Source organism: Streptomyces sp. NBC_00670 (assembly GCF_036226765.1).
Lineage (GTDB): Bacteria > Actinomycetota > Actinomycetes > Streptomycetales > Streptomycetaceae > Streptomyces.
Genome location: NZ_CP109017.1, coordinates 1,838,607 through 1,863,228, shown reverse-complemented (window position 1 = coordinate 1,863,228; position 24,622 = coordinate 1,838,607). Strand labels below are relative to the sequence as shown.

At 72.9% G+C, this 24,622-nt stretch carries 16 protein-coding genes and 1 tRNA gene; 7 read left to right on the top strand and 10 right to left on the bottom strand.

Annotation, left to right across the window (positions count from 1 at the left end; translation table 11 throughout):
• Window positions 1-5: 5 nt before the first annotated feature.
• A complete protein-coding gene (locus OIE12_RS08280) occupies window positions 6-1,160 on the bottom strand; it encodes an ADP-ribosylglycohydrolase family protein (protein ID WP_329133284.1) in 1,155 nt (384 codons plus the stop codon).
• A complete protein-coding gene (locus OIE12_RS08275; protein ID WP_329141778.1) occupies window positions 1,157-2,413 on the bottom strand; it encodes an ADP-ribosylglycohydrolase family protein in 1,257 nt (418 codons plus the stop codon). Before OIE12_RS08275 ends, OIE12_RS08280 begins: the two co-directional genes overlap by 4 nt.
• A gap of 491 nt (window positions 2,414-2,904) precedes the next feature.
• Between OIE12_RS08275 and OIE12_RS08270 the strand changes: the two genes are divergently transcribed.
• The 3 genes from OIE12_RS08270 to OIE12_RS08260 all read left to right on the top strand — a co-directional run bounded on the left by OIE12_RS08270 (window position 2,905) and on the right by OIE12_RS08260 (window position 10,335).
• Window positions 2,905-3,636, top strand: coding sequence for a VIT1/CCC1 transporter family protein (locus OIE12_RS08270; RefSeq protein WP_030382357.1), 732 nt, complete (start codon window positions 2,905-2,907; stop codon window positions 3,634-3,636).
• Window positions 3,637-4,271: 635 nt separating this feature from the next.
• Window positions 4,272-8,879 carry a glutamate synthase large subunit gene (gene gltB / locus OIE12_RS08265; RefSeq protein ID WP_329141776.1) on the top strand — a complete coding sequence of 1,536 codons (4,608 nt, stop codon included), beginning with the start codon at window positions 4,272-4,274 and terminating at the stop codon, window positions 8,877-8,879.
• The gene (locus OIE12_RS08260) at window positions 8,872-10,335 is read left to right on the top strand and encodes a glutamate synthase subunit beta (RefSeq protein ID WP_329133281.1); all 1,464 of its coding nucleotides are present in this window, start codon (window positions 8,872-8,874) and stop codon (window positions 10,333-10,335) included. The genes gltB and OIE12_RS08260 overlap by 8 nt, the downstream gene beginning before the upstream one ends.
• Before the next feature lie 189 nt (window positions 10,336-10,524).
• Here OIE12_RS08260 and OIE12_RS08255 read toward each other — a convergent pair whose 3' ends face one another.
• From OIE12_RS08255 to OIE12_RS08240, 4 genes are all read right to left on the bottom strand, one after another.
• Window positions 10,525-11,394 (bottom strand): chitosanase, encoded by an 870-nt coding sequence (locus tag OIE12_RS08255; RefSeq protein ID WP_329133279.1) that lies wholly within the window; start codon window positions 11,392-11,394, stop codon window positions 10,525-10,527.
• Between the two features lie 232 nt (window positions 11,395-11,626).
• Complete coding sequence (locus OIE12_RS08250; protein ID WP_329133277.1) at window positions 11,627-12,466, bottom strand: chitosanase; 840 nt, start codon at window positions 12,464-12,466, stop codon at window positions 11,627-11,629.
• A gap of 86 nt (window positions 12,467-12,552) precedes the next feature.
• Window positions 12,553-13,293 carry an ankyrin repeat domain-containing protein gene (locus OIE12_RS08245; protein ID WP_329133275.1) on the bottom strand — a complete coding sequence of 247 codons (741 nt, stop codon included), beginning with the start codon at window positions 13,291-13,293 and terminating at the stop codon, window positions 12,553-12,555.
• A 114-nt stretch (window positions 13,294-13,407) separates the two neighbouring features.
• Entirely contained in the window at window positions 13,408-14,310 is a 903-nt protein-coding gene (locus tag OIE12_RS08240) for a hypothetical protein (RefSeq protein WP_329133273.1), read from the bottom strand.
• Between the two features lie 120 nt (window positions 14,311-14,430).
• Between OIE12_RS08240 and OIE12_RS08235 the strand changes: the two genes are divergently transcribed.
• Both OIE12_RS08235 and pepN read left to right on the top strand, forming a co-directional pair.
• Window positions 14,431-14,799 (top strand): chorismate mutase, encoded by a 369-nt coding sequence (locus OIE12_RS08235; protein ID WP_329133271.1) that lies wholly within the window; start codon window positions 14,431-14,433, stop codon window positions 14,797-14,799.
• A 94-nt stretch (window positions 14,800-14,893) separates the two neighbouring features.
• Entirely contained in the window at window positions 14,894-17,419 is a 2,526-nt protein-coding gene (pepN, locus tag OIE12_RS08230; protein WP_329133269.1) for an aminopeptidase N, read from the top strand.
• Window positions 17,420-17,464: 45 nt separating this feature from the next.
• Here pepN and pyk read toward each other — a convergent pair whose 3' ends face one another.
• The gene (gene pyk / locus OIE12_RS08225) at window positions 17,465-18,628 is read right to left on the bottom strand and encodes a pyruvate kinase (RefSeq protein WP_329133267.1); all 1,164 of its coding nucleotides are present in this window, start codon (window positions 18,626-18,628) and stop codon (window positions 17,465-17,467) included.
• Between the two features lie 262 nt (window positions 18,629-18,890).
• Here pyk and OIE12_RS08220 point away from each other — a divergent pair, with 262 nt between their 5' ends.
• On the top strand, window positions 18,891-20,690 hold the full coding sequence (locus OIE12_RS08220; protein ID WP_329133265.1) for a bifunctional metallophosphatase/5'-nucleotidase: 1,800 nt from the start codon (window positions 18,891-18,893) through the stop codon (window positions 20,688-20,690).
• 13 nt (window positions 20,691-20,703) lie between these two features.
• On the opposite strand, the gene OIE12_RS08215 is transcribed toward OIE12_RS08220, so the two are convergent.
• The 3 genes from OIE12_RS08215 to OIE12_RS08205 form a co-directional block, all read right to left on the bottom strand.
• The gene (locus OIE12_RS08215; protein WP_329133263.1) at window positions 20,704-22,116 is read right to left on the bottom strand and encodes a lysine N(6)-hydroxylase/L-ornithine N(5)-oxygenase family protein; all 1,413 of its coding nucleotides are present in this window, start codon (window positions 22,114-22,116) and stop codon (window positions 20,704-20,706) included.
• The gene (locus tag OIE12_RS08210; RefSeq protein ID WP_329133261.1) at window positions 22,116-23,471 is read right to left on the bottom strand and encodes a pyridoxal phosphate-dependent decarboxylase family protein; all 1,356 of its coding nucleotides are present in this window, start codon (window positions 23,469-23,471) and stop codon (window positions 22,116-22,118) included. The genes OIE12_RS08215 and OIE12_RS08210 overlap by 1 nt, the downstream gene beginning before the upstream one ends.
• Window positions 23,472-23,728: 257 nt before the next feature.
• Window positions 23,729-23,811: transfer RNA gene (locus OIE12_RS08205), tRNA-Leu, on the bottom strand.
• A 92-nt stretch (window positions 23,812-23,903) separates the two neighbouring features.
• Between OIE12_RS08205 and OIE12_RS08200 the strand changes: the two genes are divergently transcribed.
• Window positions 23,904-24,560 carry an ANTAR domain-containing response regulator gene (locus OIE12_RS08200; RefSeq protein WP_329133258.1) on the top strand — a complete coding sequence of 219 codons (657 nt, stop codon included), beginning with the start codon at window positions 23,904-23,906 and terminating at the stop codon, window positions 24,558-24,560.
• Window positions 24,561-24,622 lie beyond the last annotated feature (62 nt).

Here is a 24,622-nt window from a genome sequence, read left to right as displayed (position 1 = left end):
CCGAATCATCCCCCTGTGGAGGCCGGTTCCGTGGAGGTCAGGAGTTCGGCGAGGTGTACGAGGTCGGTGCCGGTGAGGCGGGGGAGGGCGCAGCCGGAGAGGGTGCGGCAGGCCGCCCGCCAGGTGTCCGGGATCGCGTCGGCGCCGCCGAGCGCGCCGGTGAGGGCGCCCGCGAGGGCCGGGGCGGAGTCCGCGACCCGGGAGAGGCAGGCGGCGGCCGGCACCGCCTCGGCGATCCGGCCGCGGGCCGCCGTCGCCAGGGCGAGCGCGACGGGGACGGTCTCGGCGGCGGCGATGCCGTAGCTGTAGACGTGGTCGACGATCCGGTGCTCCAGGAGCGGGAGCACGGTGAAGGTGTCGGGGCAGGTGGCGGCGAGGTCGAGGGCCAGGCGGGCGTTGCGGCCGATCTCGGTGGTGGCGGGAAGTTCCGCGAGGGCGGCCTCGGCGCAGGCGGTGACGTCCTCGCCGGCCAGGGCGAGGGAGAGCGCGGCGGCCATGGCGCGGGCGCCGTGCACGCCGTCGCCGTCCTGGGTGTAGCGGGCGTCGAACTCGGCGAGATCGGCGGCGCGGCGGGGTTCGCCGGGGTGGGCGACGGCCAGGACGCAGGCGCGTACGCAGGCGGCGTCGTCGAAGTAGTGGGGGTTGTCGTGGCCGGTGGCGGGCGGGCGGAGGCCGGCGGCGAGGTTGCCGAGACCGGCCCGGACGGAGATGCGGGCGCGGAGGGGGAGCAGGGCGGACTCGACCTCGGGGGCGCGGTCGGTGGCGGCGGCGATCTCGTCCGCGACGGCGCTCCAGGAGAGGTCGATGGCGGCGCGTATGCGGCGGTCGTGGGTGAGGTCGCCGAGGGTGGCGGCGTCGCCGGCGCGGAGCACCGACTCGGCGGCGAAGGCCGCCCACTCGGCGTCGTCGGAGGGGCCGAGACGGAGGGGTTCGGGGGGTTGGTTGAGGGCGATGGGGACGGGGAGGGTGGTGGTGGCGTTCTGCTCGGCGAAGGTGTCGAGTTCGCGGGTGAGGCGACGGGTCCAGTCGGGGAGGCGGGCGGCGCGGTGGCGGGCGGCGGGCCAGCCGGCGGCGTCGCCTGCGGCGAGGCCGAGCAGGAGGCCTTCGGTGCGGCGCGGGGCGTCGGGGGTGTGGGGGGTGTGCGGGGTGTGTGGGGTCATGGGGTGGGTTCCTCGGGGGCGGGTGCGGTGGTGCGGGGGGTGCTGTCGAGCCCGGGGGTTACTGGCGCGGGTCGGTTGGTGTCGGCCGGGAGCGGATCGCGCAACTCGGCGCTACGAGGTGCCTCCCCCAAGCTCTCGGCTTCGCTCGAGCAGGGGGGACCCCCATCGCCCACCCGTGCCGCCCCAGCGGCCCGACTGCCCGCAGCTGGGGTGCCGGGGGCGCCAGTCGCCCCAGCGGCGCGACGGCCCGCGGTGAGGGTGTCGGTGGTGTCGGTCGCGGCTTCGGGCTTCGTGGCGCGCGGAGTGGTGGTCGCTGCTTTCACCAACGCTTCTGCCACCTCCAGGACGTGGTGGCCCTTCATCGAGGGGAGGCATGTGCCCCGGGACGGGCCGATCGCCTCGGACCAGGCCGGGGGGATCGCCGACGCGCCGGTCGTCGCGCCGGACAGGGCGCCTGCCACCGCTGCCGTCGTATCGGCGTCGCGGCCCATGTTGACGGCCGTCAGCACCGCCTCGCGGAAGTCGCCGTCCGCCGCCGCGTACGCGCCGAAGGCGAGGGCGACCGCCTCGGGGGCGAGGTCGGTCCAGGGGTAGCCGCCGACGACCACCGCGGAGCGGACCGCGCGTTCGCCCCGGTGGGCAGCCGTCACGGCGCGGCGCAGTGAGCGGGCGGTCCAGGAGTCGTCCGGGACCACCGCCAGCGCGGAGGCCACCACCGCGCCCACCGGCGCCCCCGCCATCGCCGCCGCGACGCCCGCCGCCACCGCCTGGCCGCCGTAGATGCCCTCGCCCTCGTGGCTGACCGAACCGTCGATCGCGACCAGTCGGGCCGCCTCGGCGGGCCGCCCCGCGGCGAAGACCCCGAAGGGCGCCGCCCGCATGGCGAGCCCGTCGCTCCAGGCGTGCCGGTGCTGCGCGGAGATCGGCGCCGCCAGCCCCCGGCGCAGGTTCTCCAGCGTGCCGCGCTCGCTGAAGCCGGCGCCGCGGAAGGGACCCTCGTCCCGGTCGGCGATCCAGTGGTGCCAGGCGTCCTCGACGTGCGCCACGGTGAGCGCGGAGCCGTGCCGGGCCAGCAGCAGCCCCGAGAACATCGCGTACTCGGTGTCGTCCGTGCCGGCCGGGTGTTCGGCGACGTACCCCGTGACGCGGCCCCAGCGGGCCCGGATCTCGGACGGTTTCAGGTTCTCGGCGGGGGCACCGAGCGCGTCCCCGACGGCCAGCCCGAGCAGCGCGCCGCGCGCCCGGTCGAGCAGCCCACCGGGGTCCGGATACGGATGCGCCGGAGCCGGAGCCGGAGCCGGAGCCGGAGCCGGAGCCGGAGCCGGAGCCGGAGCCGGAGCCGGAGCCGGAGGCGGGGACGGTTGCGGGGCCGGGGCCGGGGCCGGTTGCGGGGCCGACGACGGGTGCGGGGGAGTGCGGGCGGGGGAAGCCATGGCGCCGCTCCTTCCGGGGGCACGGCCTGCGCGCCGCTCCCGCGATGGGAGCGCGGTCCGTGGGAGACCCTCTGCCGGATCCGTCCCCGAACGGCGGTTCACAGGAGCGCGGAGTGCCCGACTGTCACCCGGTCGCGCGTCGCCCGGGCGTACGATCGAAACGGCGCCGCGAACCACAAAAGCCCAGGTAAGGGCTGCCTTTCCTTGCTGGCGGGCGCGGAATCAGCGGCGTACCTTGGGTGTTGTCGAAGTATGGACTCAGTCCAAAAGAGTCCCGAAGGCTTCCCGTACGACTCACCCTGGGGGACCGCATGGCCGTCATCGAGACCGGCGCCGCACTGCACGAGGCGCACCGCGACAACCACACCCACCGCGACGTCAACGGCGGCTGGCTGCGCCCCGCCGTGTTCGGCGCGATGGACGGGCTCGTCTCCAACCTCGCGCTGATGACCGGCGTGGCGGGCGGCGAGCTGAGCCGGTCCACGATCGTGCTCACCGGGCTCGCGGGCCTCGCCGCCGGCGCCTTCTCCATGGCGGCCGGCGAGTACACCTCCGTCGCCTCCCAGCGCGAGCTGGTCGAGGCCGAGCTGGACGTCGAGCGGCGCGAGCTGCGCAAGCACCCCAAGGACGAGGAGGCCGAGCTCGCCGCGCTGTACGAGACGCGGGGCGTGGAGCCGGCGCTCGCCCGCGAGGTGGCCCGTCAGCTCTCGAAGGACCCCGAGCAGGCGCTGGAGATCCACGCCCGCGAGGAGCTGGGCATCGACCCCGGCGACCTGCCCTCCCCGCTGGTCGCCGCCGTCTCCTCCTTCGGTTCCTTCGCGCTCGGTGCCCTGCTGCCCGTGCTGCCGTACCTGCTGGGCGCCACGGTCATCTGGCCCGCCGTGCTGCTGGCGCTCGCCGGGCTGTTCCTGTGCGGCGCGGTGGTCGCCCGGGTGACCGCGCGCAGCTGGTGGTTCAGCGGTCTGCGCCAGCTCGCGGTGGGCGGAGCGGCGGCCGGTGTGACGTACCTCCTGGGCAGCCTGTTCGGCGGGGCCGTAGGATAAGAGGGCGCAGGTTTATGCAGGGAACCGCATAGGTAGACACTACTCGGCGGTATCCCGGTCGGTTTCCGTGGTTTCGGCGACTCGGCCACTGGGCATGAGCCGTAAGCGCTGTGGGCAATGAGGCCTGCCGTGCACCCCGTGGGGCGGGCGGCGCCGCCCTCCCACCGGACCGGCGGTCACCGATCTGCCCGTACGGTCCCCCCGACTTCCACCGTCGCGCGCGGTACCCCCGCCGCGCTCCCGGTGACCGCATGATGTCCGCGCGACGTCCTCCCCGATGTCCGCATGATGGAACGGAGTATCCGGTTTCCGGGATTCGCTCCATCATGTAACCTGCTCGAAATTTCGCGCTCATGTGCACTTGTCCGCGTACACATGTCGCAAACGCACCGCCACACGGTGCACCGCACCGCCGCAGTGCACTCGCACCACCGCATCAATGGTGGAGCCGCACCGCCACCGCACCGCCCGTCGGTGCACCCGCACCGCTCACCGCGGCGCACTCGCACCGCCACGGCGGCGCACTTCTCGCAGAGGGCCAACGTCGTCCCTCGGCACCCGCTCCTCCCGCACAGGCCGCCCTCACGGCCGGGAGGCGCGCGCACCCCAGCCACATGACGACGACGGGAGAGCCGATGCGTACGACGCGCCAGCCGTCCCAGCACTCCACGACTGGCCAGAACTGGTCCTTCATGGATGCTCGCCCTGCCGCGCAGGGCATGTACGACCCGCGCAACGAGCACGACGCCTGCGGCGTCGGCTTCGTGGCCACGCTCACCGGTGAGGCGAGCCACACGCTGGTCGAGCAGGCGCTCACCGTCCTGCGCAACCTGGAGCACCGCGGTGCCACCGGCTCCGAGCCCGACTCGGGCGACGGCGCCGGCATCCTCTCCCAGGTCCCGGACGCCTTCTTCCGCGAGGTGGCCGGATTCGAGCTTCCCGAGGCCGGCGCGTACGCCGTGGGCATCGCCTTCCTGCCCGAGGCGGGGACGGACGAGGCCGCCGCCCGTATCGAGGGCCTCGCCGCCGAGGAAGGCCTCACCGTCCTCGGCTGGCGCGAGGTGCCGGTCGCGCCCCAACTGCTCGGCGCCACCGCCCGCGCCACCATGCCCGCCTTCCGCCAGGTCTTCGTCACCGACGGCGCCTCGACGGGCATCGCCTTGGACCGCAAGGCGTTCGCCCTGCGCAAGCGCGCCGAGCGCGAGGCCGGCGTCTACTTCCCGTCGCTGTCCGCGCGGACCATCGTCTACAAGGGCATGCTGACCACCGGCCAGCTCGAGCCCTTCTTCCCGGACCTGTCCGACCGCCGCTTCGGCTCCGCGATCGCGCTGGTGCACTCCCGGTTCTCCACCAACACCTTCCCGAGCTGGCCGCTGGCCCACCCGTACCGGTTCGTCGCGCACAACGGCGAGATCAACACGGTCAAGGGCAACCGCAACTGGATGCGCGCCCGCGAGTCCCAGCTCGCCTCCCAGCTGCTCGGCAACGGGAACACCGAGGCCGAGAACCTGGAGCGGCTCTTCCCCGTCTGCACCCCGGAGGCGTCCGACTCCGCCTCCTTCGACGAGGTCCTGGAGCTCCTGCACCTCGGCGGCCGCTCCCTGCCGCACTCCGTGCTCATGATGATCCCGGAGGCCTGGGAGAACCACGCCTCCATGGACGCCGACCGCCGCGCCTTCTACGCGTACCACTCCACGATGATGGAGCCCTGGGACGGCCCGGCCTGCGTCACCTTCACCGACGGCACCCAGGTCGGCGCGGTCCTCGACCGCAACGGACTGCGCCCCGGCCGCTACTGGGTCACCGACGACGGCCTCGTCGTCCTCGGCTCCGAGGTCGGCGTCCTCGACATCGACCCCGCCAAGGTGGTCCGCAAGGGCCGCCTCCAGCCGGGCCGGATGTTCCTCGTCGACACCGCCGAGCACCGCATCATCGAGGACGACGAGATCAAGGCCCAGCTCGCCGCCGAGCAGCCGTACGCCGAGTGGATGGAAGCCGGCGAGATCGAGCTGAGCGACCTGCCCGAGCGCGAGCACATCGTGCACACCCACGCCTCGGTCACCCGCCGCCAGCAGACCTTCGGCTACACCGAGGAAGAGCTGCGCGTCATCCTCGCGCCGATGGCCAAGGCCGGCGCCGAGCCGATCGGCTCCATGGGCACCGACAGCCCGATCGCCGCGCTCTCCGAGCGCCCGCGGCTGCTGTTCGACTACTTCACCCAGCTCTTCGCGCAGGTCACCAACCCGCCGCTGGACGCCATCCGCGAGGAGCTCGTCACCTCGCTGCGCTCCTCGCTCGGCCCCTCGGGCAACCTCCTGGAGCCCACCGCGGCCTCCTGCCGCAGCGTGCTGCTGCCCTTCCCGGTGATCGACAACGACGAGCTGGCCAAGCTCATCCACATCAACGCCGACGGCGACATGCCCGGCATGAAGGCCGCCACCCTCTCCGGCCTGTTCCGGGTCTCCGGCGGCGGCGAGGCGCTGGCCGCCCGCATCGAGGAGATCTGCGCGGAGGCCGACGCCGCCATCGGCAACGGCGCCCGGCTGATCGTCCTCTCCGACCGGCACTCCGACGCCGAGCACGCGCCGATCCCGTCGCTGCTGCTCACCTCGGCCGTCCACCACCACCTCATCCGCACCAAGCAGCGCACCCAGGTGGGCCTGCTGGTCGAGGCCGGCGACGTCCGCGAGGTGCACCACGTCGCCCTGCTCATCGGCTTCGGCGCCGCCGCGGTCAACCCGTACCTGGCGATGGAGTCCGTCGAGGACCTGGTCCGGGCCGGCACCTTCCTGTCGGGCATCGAGACCGAGCAGGCCATCCGCAACCTGATCTACGCCCTCGGCAAGGGCGTGCTGAAGGTCATGTCCAAGATGGGCATCTCCACCGTCGCCTCCTACCGGGGCGCCCAGGTGTTCGAGGCCGTCGGTCTGGACGACGCCTTCGTGGACCGGTACTTCAACGGCACCACCACCAAGATCGGCGGCGTCGGCATCGACGTCATCGCCGAGGAGGTCGCCGCCCGGCACGCCAAGGCCTACCCGGCCACCGGCATCGCCCCCGCGCACCGCGCGCTGGAGATCGGCGGCGAGTACCAGTGGCGCCGCGAGGGCGAGCCGCACCTGTTCGACCCGGAGACGGTCTTCCGTCTCCAGCACTCCACCCGCACCCGCCGCTACGACATCTTCAAGAAGTACACGGACCGGGTGAACGAGCAGTCCGAGCGCCTGATGACGCTGCGCGGGCTGTTCCAGTTCAAGTCCGGCCGGGGCCCGATCCCCGTCGAGGAGGTCGAGCCGGCCTCCGAGATCGTCAAGCGGTTCTCCACCGGCGCCATGTCCTACGGCTCCATCTCGCGCGAGGCGCACGAGACGCTCGCCATCGCCATGAACCAGCTCGGCGCCAAGTCGAACACCGGCGAGGGCGGCGAGGACCCCGACCGCCTGTACGACCCGGCGCGCCGCTCGGCGATCAAGCAGGTCGCCTCCGGCCGCTTCGGCGTCACCAGCGAGTACCTGGTCAACGCGGACGACATCCAGATCAAGATGGCCCAGGGCGCCAAGCCCGGCGAGGGCGGCCAGCTGCCCGGCCACAAGGTGTACCCGTGGGTGGCCAAGACCCGGCACTCGACGCCGGGCGTGGGGCTCATCTCCCCGCCGCCGCACCACGACATCTACTCCATCGAGGACCTGGCGCAGCTGATCCACGACCTGAAGAACGCCAACCCCAGGGCCCGCATCCATGTGAAGCTGGTCTCCGAGGTCGGCGTCGGCACGGTCGCGGCCGGTGTGTCCAAGGCCCACGCGGACGTCGTGCTGATCTCCGGCCACGACGGCGGCACCGGCGCCTCCCCGCTGACCTCGCTCAAGCACGCGGGCGGCCCCTGGGAGCTCGGCCTCGCCGAGACCCAGCAGACGCTGCTGCTCAACGGCCTGCGCGACCGGATCGTGGTCCAGACGGACGGCCAGCTCAAGACCGGCCGTGACGTCGTCATCGCCGCGCTGCTCGGCGCCGAGGAGTTCGGTTTCGCCACCGCCCCGCTCGTCGTCTCCGGCTGCGTCATGATGCGCGTCTGCCACCTGGACACCTGCCCGGTCGGCATCGCCACCCAGAACCCGGTGCTGCGCGAGCGGTTCTCCGGCAAGGCCGAGTACGTGGTGAACTTCTTCCAGTTCATCGCCGAGGAGGTCCGCGAGATCCTCGCCGAGCTGGGCTTCCGCTCCATCGAGGAGGCCGTCGGCCACGCCGAGGCGCTCGACGTCACCCGCGCCGTCGACCACTGGAAGGCGCAGGGCCTGGACCTGGAGCCGCTGTTCCACGTCCCCGCGCTGCCCGAGGGCGCCGCCCGCCACCAGGTGATCGCCCAGGACCACGGGCTGCAGAAGGCGCTCGACAACCAGCTGATCAAGCTGGCCGCCGACGCCCTGTCCGCCGACTCCGCCACCGACGCGGCGCCGGTGCGCGCCCAGGTCGCCATCCGCAACATCAACCGCACGGTCGGCACCATGCTCGGCCACGAGGTGACGAAGAAGTTCGGCGGCGCCGGCCTGCCCGACGACACCGTCGACATCACCTTCACCGGCTCCGCGGGCCAGTCCTTCGGCGCCTTCCTGCCGCGCGGCATCACCCTGCGGCTGGAGGGCGACGCCAACGACTACGTCGGCAAGGGCCTGTCCGGCGGCCGCGTGATCGTCCGTCCCGACCGGGGCGCCGATCACCTCGCCGAGTACTCCACCATCGCGGGCAACACCCTCGCCTACGGCGCCACCGGCGGCGAACTGTTCCTGCGCGGTCGTACGGGTGAGCGGTTCTGTGTCCGCAACTCCGGCGCGCTCGTCGTCTCCGAGGGCGTCGGCGACCACGGCTGCGAGTACATGACCGGCGGCCACGCCGTCGTCCTCGGCCCCATCGGGCGCAACTTCGCGGCCGGCATGTCCGGCGGCATCGCCTACGTCGTCGACCTCGATCCGGCCGACGTCAACCCGGGCAACGCCGACGCCGTCCAGGAGCTCGACGAGGCCGACCGGCAGTGGCTGCACGAGGTCGTGCGCCGCCACCAGGAGGAGACCGGCTCCACCGTGGCCGCCAAGCTCCTCGCCGAGTGGGACACCGCGGTGACCCGCTTCAGCAAGATCATCCCCAGCACCTACAAGGCTGTGCTCGCCGCCAAGGACGCCGCCGAGCGAGCCGGTCTCTCCGAGACCGAGATCACCGAGAAGATGATGGAGGCGGCGACCAATGGCTGATCCCAAGGGCTTTCTCAACCACGGCCGCGAGGTCGCCCGTTCCCGCCCCGTCGAGGAGCGGGTGCGGGACTGGAACGAGGTCTACGTTCCCGGCTCGCTGCTGCCGATCATCTCCAAGCAGGCCAGCCGCTGCATGGACTGCGGCATCCCGTTCTGTCACAACGGCTGCCCGCTGGGGAACCTGATCCCGGAGTGGAACGACTTCGCCTACCGCGAGGACTGGTCGGCCGCCTCCGAGCGGCTGCACGCCACCAACAACTTCCCGGAGTTCACCGGGCGGCTGTGCCCGGCCCCGTGCGAGTCGGCGTGCGTGCTCGGCATCAACCAGGCGCCGGTCACCATCAAGAACGTCGAGGTCTCCATCATCGACAAGGCGTGGGACACCGGTGACGTGACGCCGCAGATCCCCGAGCGCCTGTCCGGCAAGACCGTCGCCGTCATCGGCTCCGGGCCGGCCGGCCTCGCCGCCGCCCAGCAGCTCACCCGGGCCGGTCACACCGTCGCCGTCTACGAGCGCGCCGACCGCATCGGTGGCCTGCTCCGCTACGGCATCCCCGAGTTCAAGATGGAGAAGCGGCACATCAACCGCCGCATCGAGCAGATGCGCGCGGAGGGCACCCGCTTCCGCACCGGCGTCGAGGTCGGGCGTGACGTCACCGCGGCCGGTCTGCGCAAGCGGTACGACGCCGTCGTCATCGCCGCCGGCTCCACCACCGCCCGCGACCTGCCCATCCCGGGCCGGGAACTCAAGGGCGTCCACCAGGCGATGGAGTACCTGCCGCTGTCGAACAAGGTCCAGGAGGGCGACTACGTCACCTCCCCGATCTCCGCCGAGGGCAAGCACGTCGTCGTCATCGGCGGCGGCGACACCGGCGCCGACTGCGTGGGCACCGCCCACCGCCAGGGCGCGGCCTCGGTGACGCAGCTGGAGATCATGCCCCAGCCCGGCGCCGAGCGGAACCCGGTCAGCCAGCCCTGGCCGACGTTCCCGATGCTGTACAAGGTCACCTCCGCGCACGAGGAGGGCGGCGAGCGGCTCTACTCCGTCTCCACCACCCACTTCGAGGGCGACGAGGACGGCAATGTGCAGTGGCTGCACCTGGTCGAGGTCGAGTTCGTGGACGGCAAGCTCAACCAGAAGCCCGGTACCGAGCGCAAGATCCCGGCCCAGCTGGTCACCCTCGCCATGGGCTTCACCGGCCCCGACAAGGAGAACGGCCTGATCGAGCAGCTCGGCCTGGACCTCGACGAGCGCGGCAACATCGCCCGCGACGCCGACTTCCAGACCAACGTCCCCGGCGTGTTCGTCGCCGGTGACGCCGGGCGCGGCCAGTCGCTCATCGTGTGGGCCATCGCCGAGGGCCGCTCCGCGGCGCGCGGCGCGGACCGCTTCCTGACCGGCGCGAGCGACCTGCCGGCGCCGATCCGGCCGACGGACCGCTCGCTGATGGTCTGACCCCGCCCGGTGACCCCGCCGGGTCCGCGTGGAGCGGCCCGGCGTAAGGTCGTCGCACACACGTCCCGTACAACGGCGTACGGGCGGGACCTTCGGGGGAGCGATTCCCCTTGAGGCCCCCCGAACGGCGCCCGCCCCGCAGTCCCCGACCGGACACTGGGCGGGCGTCGTTGCATGTGCTCCGAGCGGCTACTGGTCGATGCGGTAACGCTCGCCGTACGCCCGCCACACCAGCGGGGTGTCCAGATCGACGTTGCCGTCGTCCAGGAACCGGCGCAGCGCCGTGTCGATGCGCGAGGTGTCGCCGTGGTCGCGCCCGGCGTCGTCCCTCTTGATCGCCTCACGGCGGACGTCCAGGAACGCGTTCAGATACGCCGTGCGCGAACCGCCGTCCGACGGCAGCTTCGCCCGGCGCAGCGCCTCGTCCCGCAGCCCGTAGAAACCGTCGGCGTCGACGCCCGGGCCGTGCAGCACCATGGCGTCGTAGTAGATCAACTGGCCGAGCGTGCCGAGTCCGTCCAGCTTGGCCAGCCGGACCGCCGGGTCGAAGTAGACCCGGTCGCGCTCCTTCTCCTGCGCGGTGCGGAACGCCTTCACGTGCGCCTCGGCCCGCCAGGCGGCGGTGAATCCGGGGTCCAGGCCCTTGTGCGAGTCGGTGCCGTTCACCGCGCGCAGCGCGGGGAGGTAGGGGGCGAGGCGGTTGTCCGGGTGGGCCTTGGTGTACCGCTCGACGAGGGTGAGCAGGTCGTCGGTGCCGGTGCAGAACCCGATGATCCCGGCGGTGTAGCCGTGCCCGTCGCCGGTGTCCTCGATCGAGCCGTACGCCGTGCGCCAGTTCAGCGTGGAGTTCTCCACGCTGGAGACGAAACGTTGCGCCAGCTCCTTCTTGGCGGGTGCGGCGAGCCCCGGCGGAGCGTCGGCGACGACAGCGTCGTCCGCGCGCCGCTCCTTCCCGTCCGCGACGGAGGCGGAGGCGGACGCGGAGGCGGCGGGCTCCCCGACGGCGTCGCCCCCGCCGTCGGGCGCGGCCAGATGCACGACCCCGACGACGACGGGCACGGCAAGAACGAGCAGACACCCTCGCCAAGCCCCCGACCTGGGCTTCGCCCTCGACCTGGGCTTCGCCCCCGATCTCGACTCCGCACGCATGCGGGCAATCTACCGAACGGCTGTGAAACAGGGGGATGGGGGGATCTGTAGGTTTTCGGGTGAGGGTGCGGGTGCGTCGTGCTTGCTCGCGCAGTTCCCCGCGCCCCTTGTGGGGCGCGAAACGGGGCGAAGAAAACCCACGTCAGCCGATCTCGTACCGCTCCCCGTACACCCGCCACCGCAACGGCGTTTCCAACGTCAGATTTCCCTCCCGCAGGAACACCCGCTGCGCCGTGTCCACCCGGCTCGTGTCCACCTCCGCGCCACGCTCCCGCATCGCGGCCCGCCGCACGTCCAGGAACGCCCCGAGGTACTCCACCTCGGAACCTCCCTCCGCCGGGCTCTCCGCCCGCCGCAGCGCCTCCGCCCGGATCCCCCCGAAGCTCCCCGCCCGCTTCCCCGGGCCGTGGAAGACGATCGCGTCGTAGTAGACGAACTGCCCCAGCGCCCCCAGACCGTCCTCCTTCGCCTGCCGGACCGCCGGATCGAAGTACACCCGGTCCCGCTCCGCGTCCTGCGCCCGCCGGAACGCCGGCACCTCCGCCTCCGCCTTCCACGCCGCCGTGAACCCGTCCCCGAGCCCCTCGTGCGAGTCCGTGCCGTCGACCGCGCGCAGCGCGGGGAGGTACCGGGCGAGCCGGTTGCCGGGGTGATCGTCGGTGTACGTCTCCACCAGCGTCAGCAGATCGTGCGTGCCCGTGCAGAACCCGATGATCCCGGCGGTGTACCCCTGCCCGTCACCGATGTCCTCGACGTAGCCGTAGGCGCTGCGCCAGTCCAGCGTGCCGTTCTCCGCGCTGGCCACGATCTGCTGTGCGATCTCCTTCTTCGCCGAGGAGTCCAGCCCCGCCCCGCGTCCGCCGTCCTTGCGCCCGGCCCCGTCGTCCACGGCCCGGTCGCCGGACCCGGGCGCCAGGCCGTACACCGCGGCCACGACCAGCACGGCCACGGCCGCCCACCACACGTGACGGACTCGCTTCATGCCGTACAGCCTACGGTCGCCGCACCGCTGCCCGGGGCGCCGACGCGGCCACGCCCACCCGCCGGGGGAGGCCCGAGGACCCCTGGTCAGACGCCGCGCCCCGCCCGCCCCAGCAGCTCCGTCACGATCGCCGCGTGCCCCAGCTGCCGGTCGTCGCCCGCGATCACCCGGCCGTCCCGGACCAGCGTCACCTCCACCGTCGGCGCCCCCTTCTCCGCCACGAACCGCCGCACCCGGTACCCGGGACCCGCCCCGTACGCCGCCTCCAGGCCCGCCCGCAGCTCCGCGGCGACGTCCGCCGCCGCCCAGCGCCGCGCCTCCGCCAGCGCCTCGTCGCGCGCCCCGGCCCCCGCCGCCAGCAGCGCCCGTACACACCCGGGCGAGCCCCGCCGCGCCGCGGCCACCAGCGGTGGCTCCCCGCCCGGGCCAGGGCGGTCGGGGTCCGCGCCGGCGGCGAGCAGCGCCGCGACCACCCCGGCGTGCCCGAGCCGCACCGCCCAGGTCAGCGACCGGAACCCGTACTCCTCCGCCAGGTCCACCGTCGCCCCGGCCGCCAGCAGCGCCCGTACGACCTGCTCGTGCCCGCCGCACGCCGCCCCGCACAGCGGCGCGTCCGTGCCGCCGCTCAGCCGGTCCGGATCGGCGCCGGCCGCCAGCAGCAGCCGTACGATGCCGGGCTCGTCGCCGACCGCCGCGACGTACAGCGCCGTCTGCCCGTCCTCGTCGGCCGCCTCCGGGTCCGCACCGTCCCGCAGCAGCCGTACGACCGCGTCCGCGTCGCCCTCGTACACCGCCGTGAGCAGTCCCGGCGGCCCTTCCCTGTCCATCCCTCGACCCTCGCGCGCGAAGGGCCCGCGGGCAAAGGAAATAAGGGGCATCCGGTACGTGTTCTGCACCACCCGCCCCCGCCGTCCCCCTCGCCGCCTCCCGTCACCCCATGCCTACGTGTCGCACTCCAGCACCGTCCGGCACAGTCCGCACCGCGCCCGCACCCGCCCCCGTACCGGCACCCGGATGCGCTGGAAGCAGACGGGGCAGGGGAACGCGACCCGCAGTGGCTCCCGCACGCCCGGCGCGAAGGAGTACGCCGTCCCGGCCTCCGCGCGCTCCCCGCCGCCCGCGTGCTCCAGCGCGTGCCGGCGGTCGCGGGCGTAGCGCCGGCGGCCCGCCCAGCCCGCGGCCGACAGCGGCGGCTCCCGCTCGTCCTGCCGGGCCCGCGCCAGCCCCTTGGTGTACGCCGTGTACGCCTGCGGGCTGGTGAACCACACCGACGGGTCCTCCCCGAACGCCAGCGCCCGCTTGGCCAGGACGTAGCCGAACTCCTCAGGGGTGAGGTAGCCCAGCTTCTGCGAGGAGGCCCCGTCCTCCCGGTAGGCGTCCAGCAGCAGCCAGCCCGCGCCGAGGTAGGCGGCCGCCGTGTCGGTGAGGATCTCGTTGTCCCGGGTGCCGGCGAACGCCAGGTCCAGGCGGTGCAGATAGACGTGCATCACCTCGTGCGCGAGGGCGGCGCCGATGTCCCGGCGGTGGGTGCGGAACCGGTCGTTCAGTTCGATGAAGTACTCGGGGCCCGCGGCCAGTTCCACATGGGCCGCGTGCGTCATCTCCCGGAAGCCGACGATCATCCGGGCGTCCGGCAGCCGGTAGTGCCGCACCATCTCCCGGGCCACCCGCTGCGCCCCCAGATGCAGATCGTCGACGTCGGCGAAGGCCACGTCCACCGGGAGCACGCTGGTGTCGAACGTCCGCACGGTGTCGTACGACAGCCGCCGGTACAGCGCGGTGACGGCCGCCCGCACCGTGTCCAGATGGGGGAACCCGTGCTCCACCGGCCCACCGTTCACCACGCCCGCACCCCCTGAAGACGCCGGCCGCGCGACGCCCGGCCGCGCCCTCCACTGTAGGCACTGTCCGGCCTGCGGAACGTGCCGGAGCCGTACCCCCGCCGCCCCGTAGGGTGTGCGCCCATGACCACCAGCAACAGTGCCGGCAGCCGCAGTGCCGGGACCGATCCCGCGGTCCGCGCGGAGCTCGAACGGCTGCGCGACAGCATCGACAACATCGACGCCGCCGTCGTCCACATGCTCGCCGAACGCTTCAAGTGCACCCAGCAGGTCGGCCATCTCAAGGCCGCGCACCGGCTGCCCCCGGCCGACCCCGAGCGGGAGGTCCGCCAGATCACCCGGCTGCGCCGGCTCGCGGAGAGCGCCAAGCTCGACCCGGCGTTCGCCGAGAAGCTCCTCAACTTCATCATCGCCGAGGTCATCCGCCACCACGAGCACATCGCGGACACCGCCGCCGACCCCGCCTCCGGCACCCCCGCGAACCCCTCCTGAGCCGCCCGCGCCGCCCGCCGCGCCCCGTCGCGCTCCGGGGCGGCGCCCGCCGTCCGCAGGGCCCCCCTGTGCCGTGCGGACGGCATCGGGCAGCATGGCCACCATGTCCGTACTGACGCGCGACGAAGCGCAGACCCGTGCACAGCTTCTTGACGTCCACCACTACACGGTCGGCCTCGACCTCACCGTGGGCGACGACACCTTCGACTCCCGTACCGTCGTCCGGTTCACCGTGCGCGGCGACTCCGGCACGGACGGCACGGACGGCACGGACACCTTCGTCGAACTCAAGCCGGCCGCGCTGCGCTCCGTCACCCTCGACGGACGGTCCCTGGACCCGGGCACCCTGGACGACAACCGGCTGCCCCTGAAGAACCTCGCCCCCGGCGCGCACGAGCTGCGCGTCGACGCCTCGATGCGCTACTCCCGCACCGGCGAGGGCATGCACCGCTTCACCGACCCCAGCGACGGCGAGGCGTACGTCTACACCCAGATGTTCATGGACGACGTCCAGCGCGTCTTCGCCGCCTTCGACCAGCCCGACCTCAAGGCCGTCTTCGACCTCACCGTCACGGCCCCCGAGGGCTGGACCGTCCTCGCCAACGGCGTCACCGAGCAGACCGGCGACGGCGTCTGGAAGGCCGCCGCCACGCCGCCGATCTCCACCTACCTCGTCGCCGTCGCCGCCGGCCCCTGGCACTCGGTGCGCACCGAACACCGCGGACTGCCCTTCGGCATCCACTGCCGCCGCTCGCTCGCCCCGTACCTCGACGCGGACGCCGAGGAGATTCTCGACATCACCCGCGCCTGCTACGACCGCTACCACGAGAAGTTCGAGGAGCCCTACCCCTTCGACTCCTACGACCAGGCGTTCGTCCCCGAGTTCAACGCCGGCGCCATGGAGAACCCCGGACTGGTCACCTTCCGCGACGAGTTCGTCTACCGCTCCGCCGTCACCGACACCGAGCGCCAGACCCGTGCCATGGTCATCGCCCACGAGATGGCCCACATGTGGTTCGGCGACCTCGTCACCCTCCAGTGGTGGGACGACATCTGGCTCAACGAGTCCTTCGCCGAGTACATGGGCTACCAGACCGCCGCCGAAGCCACGCGCTTCACCGACACCTGGACCGAGTTCGGCGTCTCCCGCAAGGCCTGGGGCTACGACGCCGACCAGCGCCCCTCCACCCACCCCGTCGCCCCCGAGGCCGTTCCCGACACCGCCTCCGCGCTGCTCAACTTCGACGGCATCTCCTACGCCAAGGGCGCCTCCGCACTGCGCCAACTGGTCACCTGGCTGGGCGAGAAAGACTTCCTGGCCGGCATCAACACGCACTTCGCCCGCCACAGGTTCGCCAACGCCACCCTCGCCGACTTCCTCGACTCCCTCGCCTCCGCGACCGAACGCGACGTCCACGCGTGGGCGGACGCGTGGCTGCGGACGACGGGGGTGGACACGCTCACGCCGGTGCTCACCCGCACCGACGACGGCACCCACGCCCTCACCGTCACGCACGACGGCAGCCGCCCCCACCGCATCGCCGTCGGCCTCTACGACCACGACCTCACCGACGAGGGCCGCCTCACCCTGCGCTCCCGCCTCGAACTCGACGTCCCCGGCACCACGGAGCACCCCCTGGGCAAGCGTCCCGTCCTGCTCGTCCTGAACGACTTGGACCTCACCTACGCCAAGGTCCGCTTCGACGCGGAGTCGTACGACACCGTGCGCGCCGCCCTCTCCGGCCTCCCCGACCCCCTCACCCGGGCCGTCGTCTGGAACTCCCTGCGGGACGCCGTCCGCGACGGCGAACTCGCCCCGGAGGTCTACCTGGAGACCGCCCGCGCGCATCTGCCGCACGAGAGTGACGTGGCCCTCGTCCAGGGCGTCCTCGCCTTCGCCGGCGGCCAGATCGCCGACCGCTACCTCGCCCCCGAGCGGCGGCCGGCCGCCCTGGCCACCCTCACCGACCTCGGCCGCGACCTCATTCGCCGCACCGAGGACGGCGACCACCCCGGGCTCCGCCTGGCCGCCGTGCGCCACCGCATCGACGTCGCCGCGCACCCCGACACCATCGCCGCCTGGCTCGCCGACGGCACCGTCCCCGGCGGCCCCGAACTCGACCCCGAGCTGCGCTGGCGCATCCTCGGCCGGCTCGCCGTCCTCGGCGCCACCGACGAGGCCGCGATCGCCGCCGAACTCGCCCGCGACCCCAGCGCCACCGGCCAGGAGGGCGCCGCCCGCTGCCGCGCCGCACTGCCCGACCCCGAGGCCAAGGCCCGGGCCTGGGCCGCGATGTTCACCGACGACCCCGCCGCGGACCTCTCGAACTACCTGTTCACCGCCACCGCCCGCGGCTTCTGGCAGCCCGAACAGGCCGAACTCCTCGCGGAGTACGTCGACCGGTACTACGAGGACGCCACCGCCCTGGCCGCCCGCCGCGGCCCCGCCATCGCCGACGCGGCCGGCCGCTGGGCGTTCCCGGCCCACGCCGTCGACGCGGACCACCTGCGACGGGGCGAGCGGTGTCTGCGCGAGGACGACCCCGCCCCCTCCCTGCGCCGCAGGCTCGCCGACCAGCTCGACGACCTGGCGAGGGCCCTGCGGGTGCGCGAGAGCTGACCGGCACGTGTGTGGGGGGCGTGCGCGCACACGCCCCCGCACGGACTACGCGGGACGGTCGTCCGCACCGACGCGGTGCACCCGCACCATGTTCGTCGTCCCCGGCACCCCGGGCGGCGAACCCGCGGTGATGACCACGAGGTCCCCGCGCGCGCAGCGCCCGTACCGCAGCAGCAGCTCGTCGACCTGCGCGACCATCGCGTCCGTCGTGTCGGCGGCCGGGCCCAGGAACGTCTCCACCCCCCACGTCAGGCTCAGTCGCGAACGGGTCGCCTGCTCGGCGGTGAAGGCGAGGAGCGGGATCGGCGAGCGGTAGCGGGAGAGGCGGCGCACCGTGTCACCGCTCTGGGTGAACGCCACCAGGAACCTCGCCCCGAGGAAGTCGCCGATCTCGGCCGCCGCCCGGGCGACGGCGCCGCCCCGGGTGCGCGGCTTGTTCCGGTCCGTCAGCGGCGCGAGCCCCGCGGCGAGGAGGCCCTCCTCCGCCGCCTCGACGATCCGCGCCATCGTCGTGACCGCCTCCACGGGGTGCCTGCCCACGCTCGTCTCGCCCGACAGCATCACCGCGTCCGTGCCGTCGAGCACCGCGTTCGCCACGTCACTGACCTCCGCGCGCGTCGGCCGCGCGTGCTCGATCATCGAGTCCAGCATCTGCGTGGCGACGACGACCGGCTTGGCGTTGCGCTTCGCCAGCCGCACCGCCCGCTTCTGGACGATCGGCACGTGTTCGAGCGGCATCTCGACGCCCAGGTCGCCGCGGGCGACCATGATCCCGTCGAACGCGGCGACGACGTCCTCGATCGCCGCGACCGCCTGCGGCTTCTCCACCTTGGCGAGGACGGGGAGCCGGCGGCCCTCCTCGTCCATGACGCGGTGCACGGCCTCGATGTCACGGCCGCTCCGGACGAACGACAGGGCGACCACGTCGAAGCCGGTGCGCACCGCCCACCGCAGATCGGCCTCGTCCGCGGGCGACAACACGGGCCCGGGCCCGCTGACCGGCCCCCGCAGATCGGCGAGCACCCCCACACTGCGCCCGGTCTCATCGGCGGCCTTCCGCACCCACCGGTACCGCTCCTCGTGCTCCCCGCGCCCTTCGTACCCGAGAGCGAACCGGGCCACGTCCATCCCGGCATCGACCAACGCCTTGATCTGCTCATACGAGTCGGTAGCGGGCCCCAAGGTGCAAACGATCTTAGCTCGACGCATATATCCGACTTTATGACAGCCTGCCTGACAGGGGCGCGGGGAACTGCGCGAAACGGGGCGGAGCCCCGTGCCGGGGTCCAAGGGGCGAAACCCCTTGAAGGGACGGGAAGGGCAGGGGCGGCGGGGGCGAAAAAATCCCCGCGGCAACCCCCGGTCACCAACTCGCAACCCCCACCCCCTGTCGCACCCCCGCACCCCCGGGCCACAATCTACGCGCGTCACCACACCAACAGACCCGCCCCACCCAAGGAGCCCCCCTCACATGCCCCTGAACCGCCGCCGGTTCCTGGAGAACGCCGCGCTCACCACCACCGCCGCCACCCTCACCACCACGGCAGCCACCACCACCGCCCACGCCGCCGGCTCCCACAAGAAGCCCGAGCGCCGCCACACCCTCACCGTCATGGGCACCACCGACCTCCACGGCCACCTCTTCAACTGGGACTACTACAAGGACGCCACGTACACCGACACCGCCGGCAACTCCCAGGGCCTGGCCCGCATCTCCACCCTCGTCAACCGGATCCGCAAGGAGAGGGGCCGTCAGAACACCCTCCTCATCGACGCCGGCGACACCATCCAGGGCACCCCGCTCACCTACTACTACGCCAAGGTCGACCCCATCACCGCCAAGGGCGGCCCCGTCCACCCCATGGCCCGGGCCATGAACACCATCGGCTACGACGCCGCGGCCCTCGGCAACCACGAGTTCAACTACGGCATCGAAACCCTCCGCAAGTTCGAGGCACAGCTCGACTTCCCCCTCCTCGGCGCCAACGCCGTCGACGCCACCACCCTCAAGCCCGCCTTCCCGCCGTACCTCATCAAGACGTTCCGCGTCCACGGCGGCCCGCCCCTGAAGGTGGCCGTCCTCGGCCTCACCAACCCCGGCATCGCCATCTGGGACAAGGCCTACGTCCAGGGCAAGCTCGCCTTCCCCGGCCTGGAGGAGCAGGCCGCCACCTGGGTGCCCAAGCTGCGTTCCATGGGCGCCGACGTCGTCATCGTCTCCGCCCACTCCGGCGCCTCCGGCACGTCCTCCTGGGGCGACCAACTGCCCTACGTGGAGAACGCGGCGGCCAACGTCGCGAAGAAGGTTCCGGGGATCGACGCCATCCTCGTCGGCCACGCCCACGTCGAGATCCCCGAGCTGAAGGTCACCAACGACACGACCGGGAAGACCGTCGTCCTCTCCGAACCCCTCTGCTTCGCCGAACGCCTCACCGTCTTCGACATCGAGCTGACCCTGCACAAGGGCCGCTGGGAGGTCGAATCGGTGAGCGCCTCGCTGCGCAACACCAACGAGGTCGAGGACGACCCGCGCATCACCAGGCTGCTCACCGACGAGCACGCCGCCGTCGTCACCTACGTCAACCAGGTCGTCGGCACCGCCACCGAGACCCTGACCACCGTCGACGCCCGCTACAAGGACGCCCCGATCATCGACCTGATCACCAAGGTCCAGGAGGACGTCGTCAAGGACGCGCTCGCCGGCACCGAGTACGCCGGACTCCCCGTCCTGGCCCAGGCGTCTCCGTTCTCGCGCACCTCCGAGATCCCCGCCGGCGACGTCACCATCCGCGCTCTGTCGAGCCTGTACGTCTACGACAACACGCTCGTCGCCAAGCTCCTGACCGGCGCCCAGATCCGCGCCTACCTCGAATACTCCGCCGAGTACTACGTACGGACCGCGGCCGGGGCCCCCGTCGACGTCGACGCGCTCACCAACGCGGGCGACCGCCCCGACTACAACTACGACTACGTCTCCGGACTCACCTACGACATCGACATCGCGCAGCCCGCCGGCAGCCGCATCAAGAACCTGGCCCGCGACGGCAGCCCGCTCGACGACTCGGCGCAGTTCGTCCTCGCCGTCAACAACTACCGCGCCAACGGCGGCGGCGCCTTCCCGCACGTGGCGAACGCCAGGGAACTGTGGTCGGAGTCCACCGAGATCCGCACCCGCATCGCCGAATGGGTCACCGCCAAGGGCGTCCTCGATCCCAAGGACTTCGCCTCCGTCGACTGGAGGCTGACCCGCGACGGCACCCCGGTGTTCTGATCCCGGTCACACGTCACACCCCGTCCACGAGGGGCGTCAGCGCCACCGCGCCGCCGCCCCGCGTGGACGGGACCCGGGACGCCGCCCGCTCCCGCAGTCCGAACGACGTGAACGCCGTCCGCCGCGGCAGCGGATACGGCTCCGTACCCGTCACCGCGTTCAGGATCGTCGCACTGCGCCACGCCGTCATGCCCAGGTCCGGCGCGCTCACCCCGTGGGTGTGCGACTCCGCGTTCTGCACGTACACCGCGCGGCCCGTCGCGGCGATCTCCCGTGCGAGCACCAGCCGGTACTTCTCGTCGATACGGGGACGCCCGGCGGCGTCACGGCAGATGTAGGGGTCCAGCGACCGCAGCAGCGACTCCACCGGACGTTCGCGGAAACCCGTCGCCAGCACCACCGCGTCCGTCGCCAGACACGTCCGCAGCCCCTGCCGGGCGTGTTCCAGGTGCAGTTCGACCCGGGAACCCGACAGCCACCCGGCGGTCCGCACCCGAACCCCGGGGGTCAGCACGACGTCCGGCCAGCCGCCCGGCAGCGTACGGCGGTACAGCTCCTCCTGCACCGCCGCGATCGTTCCGGCGTCGATGCCCTTGTACAACTGCCACTGCGCGGGCAGCAGCCGGTCCCGTACGGGCTCGTCCAGGGCGTGGAAGTAGTCCGCGTAGTCCGGGGTGAAGTGCTCAAGACCCAGCTTCGAGTACTCCATCGGCGCGAACGCCTCCGTCCGGGCCAGCCAGTGCAGCCGCTCCCGGCCCGCCGGACGGTGCCGCAGCAGGTCGAGGAAGACCTCCGCCCCCGACTGCCCCGCCCCCACCACGGTCACATGACCCGCCGCCAGCACCCGCTCCCGGTGCGCCAGGTAGTCCGCCGCGTGGCACACCGCCACCTCCGGCGCCCCCACCAGCGGCCGCAGCGCCTCCGGCACGTACGGCTCCGTGCCCACCCCGAGGACCACGTTGCGGGTGTGGGCGCGGCCCAGTGCCTCGACCCCGCCCTCCGCGTCCACCTGGCCGTAGTCCACCTCGAACAGCTCGCTGCGCGGATTCCACCGCACCGCGTCCACCTGGTGCCCGAAGCGCAGCGCCGGCAGCCGCTCGGCGACCCAGCGGCAGTACCCCTCGTACTCCGCCCGCAGGATGTGCGGCCGCTCCGAGAAGTAGAACGGGAACAGCCGCTCGCGCGCCCGCAGATGATTGAGGAAGGACCACGGGCTCGTCGGGTCGACGAGGGACACCAGGTCGGCCAGGAACGGCACCTGCAACCGGGCGCCCTCGATCAGCAGCCCCGGATGCCAGTCGAACCCCGGCCGCTGTTCGAGGAAGACCGCGTCCAGGCCGGGCAGCGGCTGGGCGAGCGCCGCCAGCGACAGATTGGCCGGCCCGATGCCGACACCGACGAGATCACGGGGGGACGTGGACGTCATCAACGGAGGTGTCCTTCCACCAGGCGCAGCAGACCCGCCCACTCGTCCGTGCGGGCCCGGGGATTGAGAAGAGTGACCTTGAACCACAGCCGGCCGCCGAGCCGCGCCCGGCCCAGCACCGCCCGCCCCTGGAGCAGCAGCCGCCGCCGCACCTCGGCGACGAGATCGTCGTCCGCCCCCGCCGGACGGAACACCACCGTGCTGATCACCGGCCGGCCGTACAGCTCGAACCCGGGATGCTCGGCCACCAGCCCGGCGAACTCCCGCGCCCCCGCGCACACCCGGTCGACCAGCGCCCCCAGCCCCGTACGCCCCAGCGCGCGCAGCGTCACCGCCACCTTGAACACATCGGGACGGCGGGTCGTGCGCAGCGAACGCCCCAGCAGATCCGGCAGCCCCGCCTCGACGTCGTCGGCGGCGCTCAGATAGTCGGCCCGCTGCCCCAGCACCGCCAGATCCCCGCCGTCCCGTACCGCGAACAGCCCCGCCGCCACCGGCTGCCAGCCCAGCTTGTGCAGGTCAAGCGCCACGCTGTCGGCGGCGTCGAGCCCCGCGAGCAGCCCCCGGTGACGGTCGCTGAACAGCAGCCCGCCGCCGTACGCGGCGTCCACGTGCAGTCGTGCGCCGTACCGGGCGCACAGCGCGGCGACCCGCGGGAGCGGGTCGATCAGCCCGGCGTCCGTCGTCCCCGCCGTCGCGGCGACGAGGAGCGGGCCCGACGTCCGCGCCAGCACCGTGTCCAGCGCCGGGGGGTCGAGCACGCCGTCCGGCGCGGGCACCACCACCGGGTCGGGGAGCCCGAACAGCCACGCCGCCCGGGTGAGCGAATGGTGCGCGTTGGCCCCGCACACCAGCCGCACCCCCGGGCCGCACGCCTCCCGGGCCAGCAGCACGGCGAGCTGATTGGCCTCCGTGCCGCCCGACGTCACCAGCGCGTCCGCCATCCCGGCCGCCCGCGCCAACGCCCGTGTCACCAGCGCCTCCAGGGCCGAGGCGGACGGGGCCTGGTCCCAGGAGTCGAGCGAGGGGTTCAGCACGCTCACGGCGAGGTCCGCGGCGACGGCCACGGCCAGCGGCGGACAGTGCAGATGCGCCGCGCACAACGGATCCGCCGGGTCGGCGGCCCCCGCGGCGAGCACCCGCACGAGGTCGTCCAGCGCCTCCGGGTCGCCCTCCTCGGGCAGCACCTCGCCGACGACGTCCCGCACCAGGGCCGCCACCGCCCCCGGACCGCCGGCGGGCAACGGGCCGCCGCGCTCCCGGCCGCCCTCCTGAAGCGCACCGAGCACGCGGTCGACCAACGACCGCACCACGGCCGCGCCCCACGGACCGGAAGCCAGGGCTGACGTGCACATACGACATCCTCCGGGCACGCGGAGCCGGAAAACCCGCGCACCGCACCCCCCAACGACACCACGCAGGGTGGGGAAACGGGGCCGGAACGGGCACCGAGCGTGACGGAAGGTGACGGTGCACAGCAAAGATGATGTGCGACAACGAGGGCGGCGGAGGATCGGCGCCCCGGCGGCGCGAAAGGCGGCGCGAAAGGCGGCGCGAAAGGCGGCGCAAAAAAGCGGAGGCCCACGTTCCCGTGAGCCTCCGCCTCGCTATGTACCGGGTGCGGGACTCGAACCCGCAAGCCCTCTCGGGCAGAGGTGTTTGAGACCTCCGTGTATACCGTTCCACCAACCCGGCCGGCGCACGGTGAGTCTACCCGGTCATCATCGCTCCGTGCTCCTGGGTAGGCTGCGTAGGCAGCACTACCTGCCAGGCCCCGAGGAGCCCCCGTGACCGTGCCCGAGTCGCCCCAGTCCGCTGACACAGCCGATGACGACAAGTCGCACGTGCCTCCCTTGACGACGCGCGTGGTCATCGCCGAGGACGAGGCGCTCATCCGGCTCGACCTCAAGGAGATGCTGGAGGAGGAGGGCTACAGCGTCGTCGGCGAGGCCGGGGACGGCGAGCGGGCCGTCGAACTGGCCCGGGAGCACCGGCCCGACCTCGTCATCCTCGATGTGAAGATGCCGAAGCTCGACGGCATCTCGGCGGCCGAGCAGATCGCCGAGGAGCGCATCGCCCCGGTGCTGATGCTCACCGCGTTCTCGCAGCGCGACCTCGTGGAGCGGGCACGCGACGCGGGGGCGATGGCGTACCTGGTGAAGCCGTTCAGCAAGAGCGACGTCGTCCCGGCGATCGAGATGGCCGTCTCGCGGTTCACGGAGCTGAAGGAGCTGGAGAAGGAGGTCGCCGACCTCTCGCAGCGCCTGGAGACGCGCAAGCTGGTGGACAGGGCGAAGTCCGTGCTCCAGACCGAGTACGGGCTGACGGAGCCGGCCGCCTTCCGGTGGATCCAGAAGACGTCGATGGACCGGCGCATGTCCATGCAGCAGGTCGCGGAGGCCGTCATCCAGGACGCCGAGGAGAAGAAGGCGGCGAAGGGCTGAGCCCCGCTCCCACCGCACGACAAGGCCCGCACCCCCGGAGGGTGCGGGCCTTGTCGTGGGCG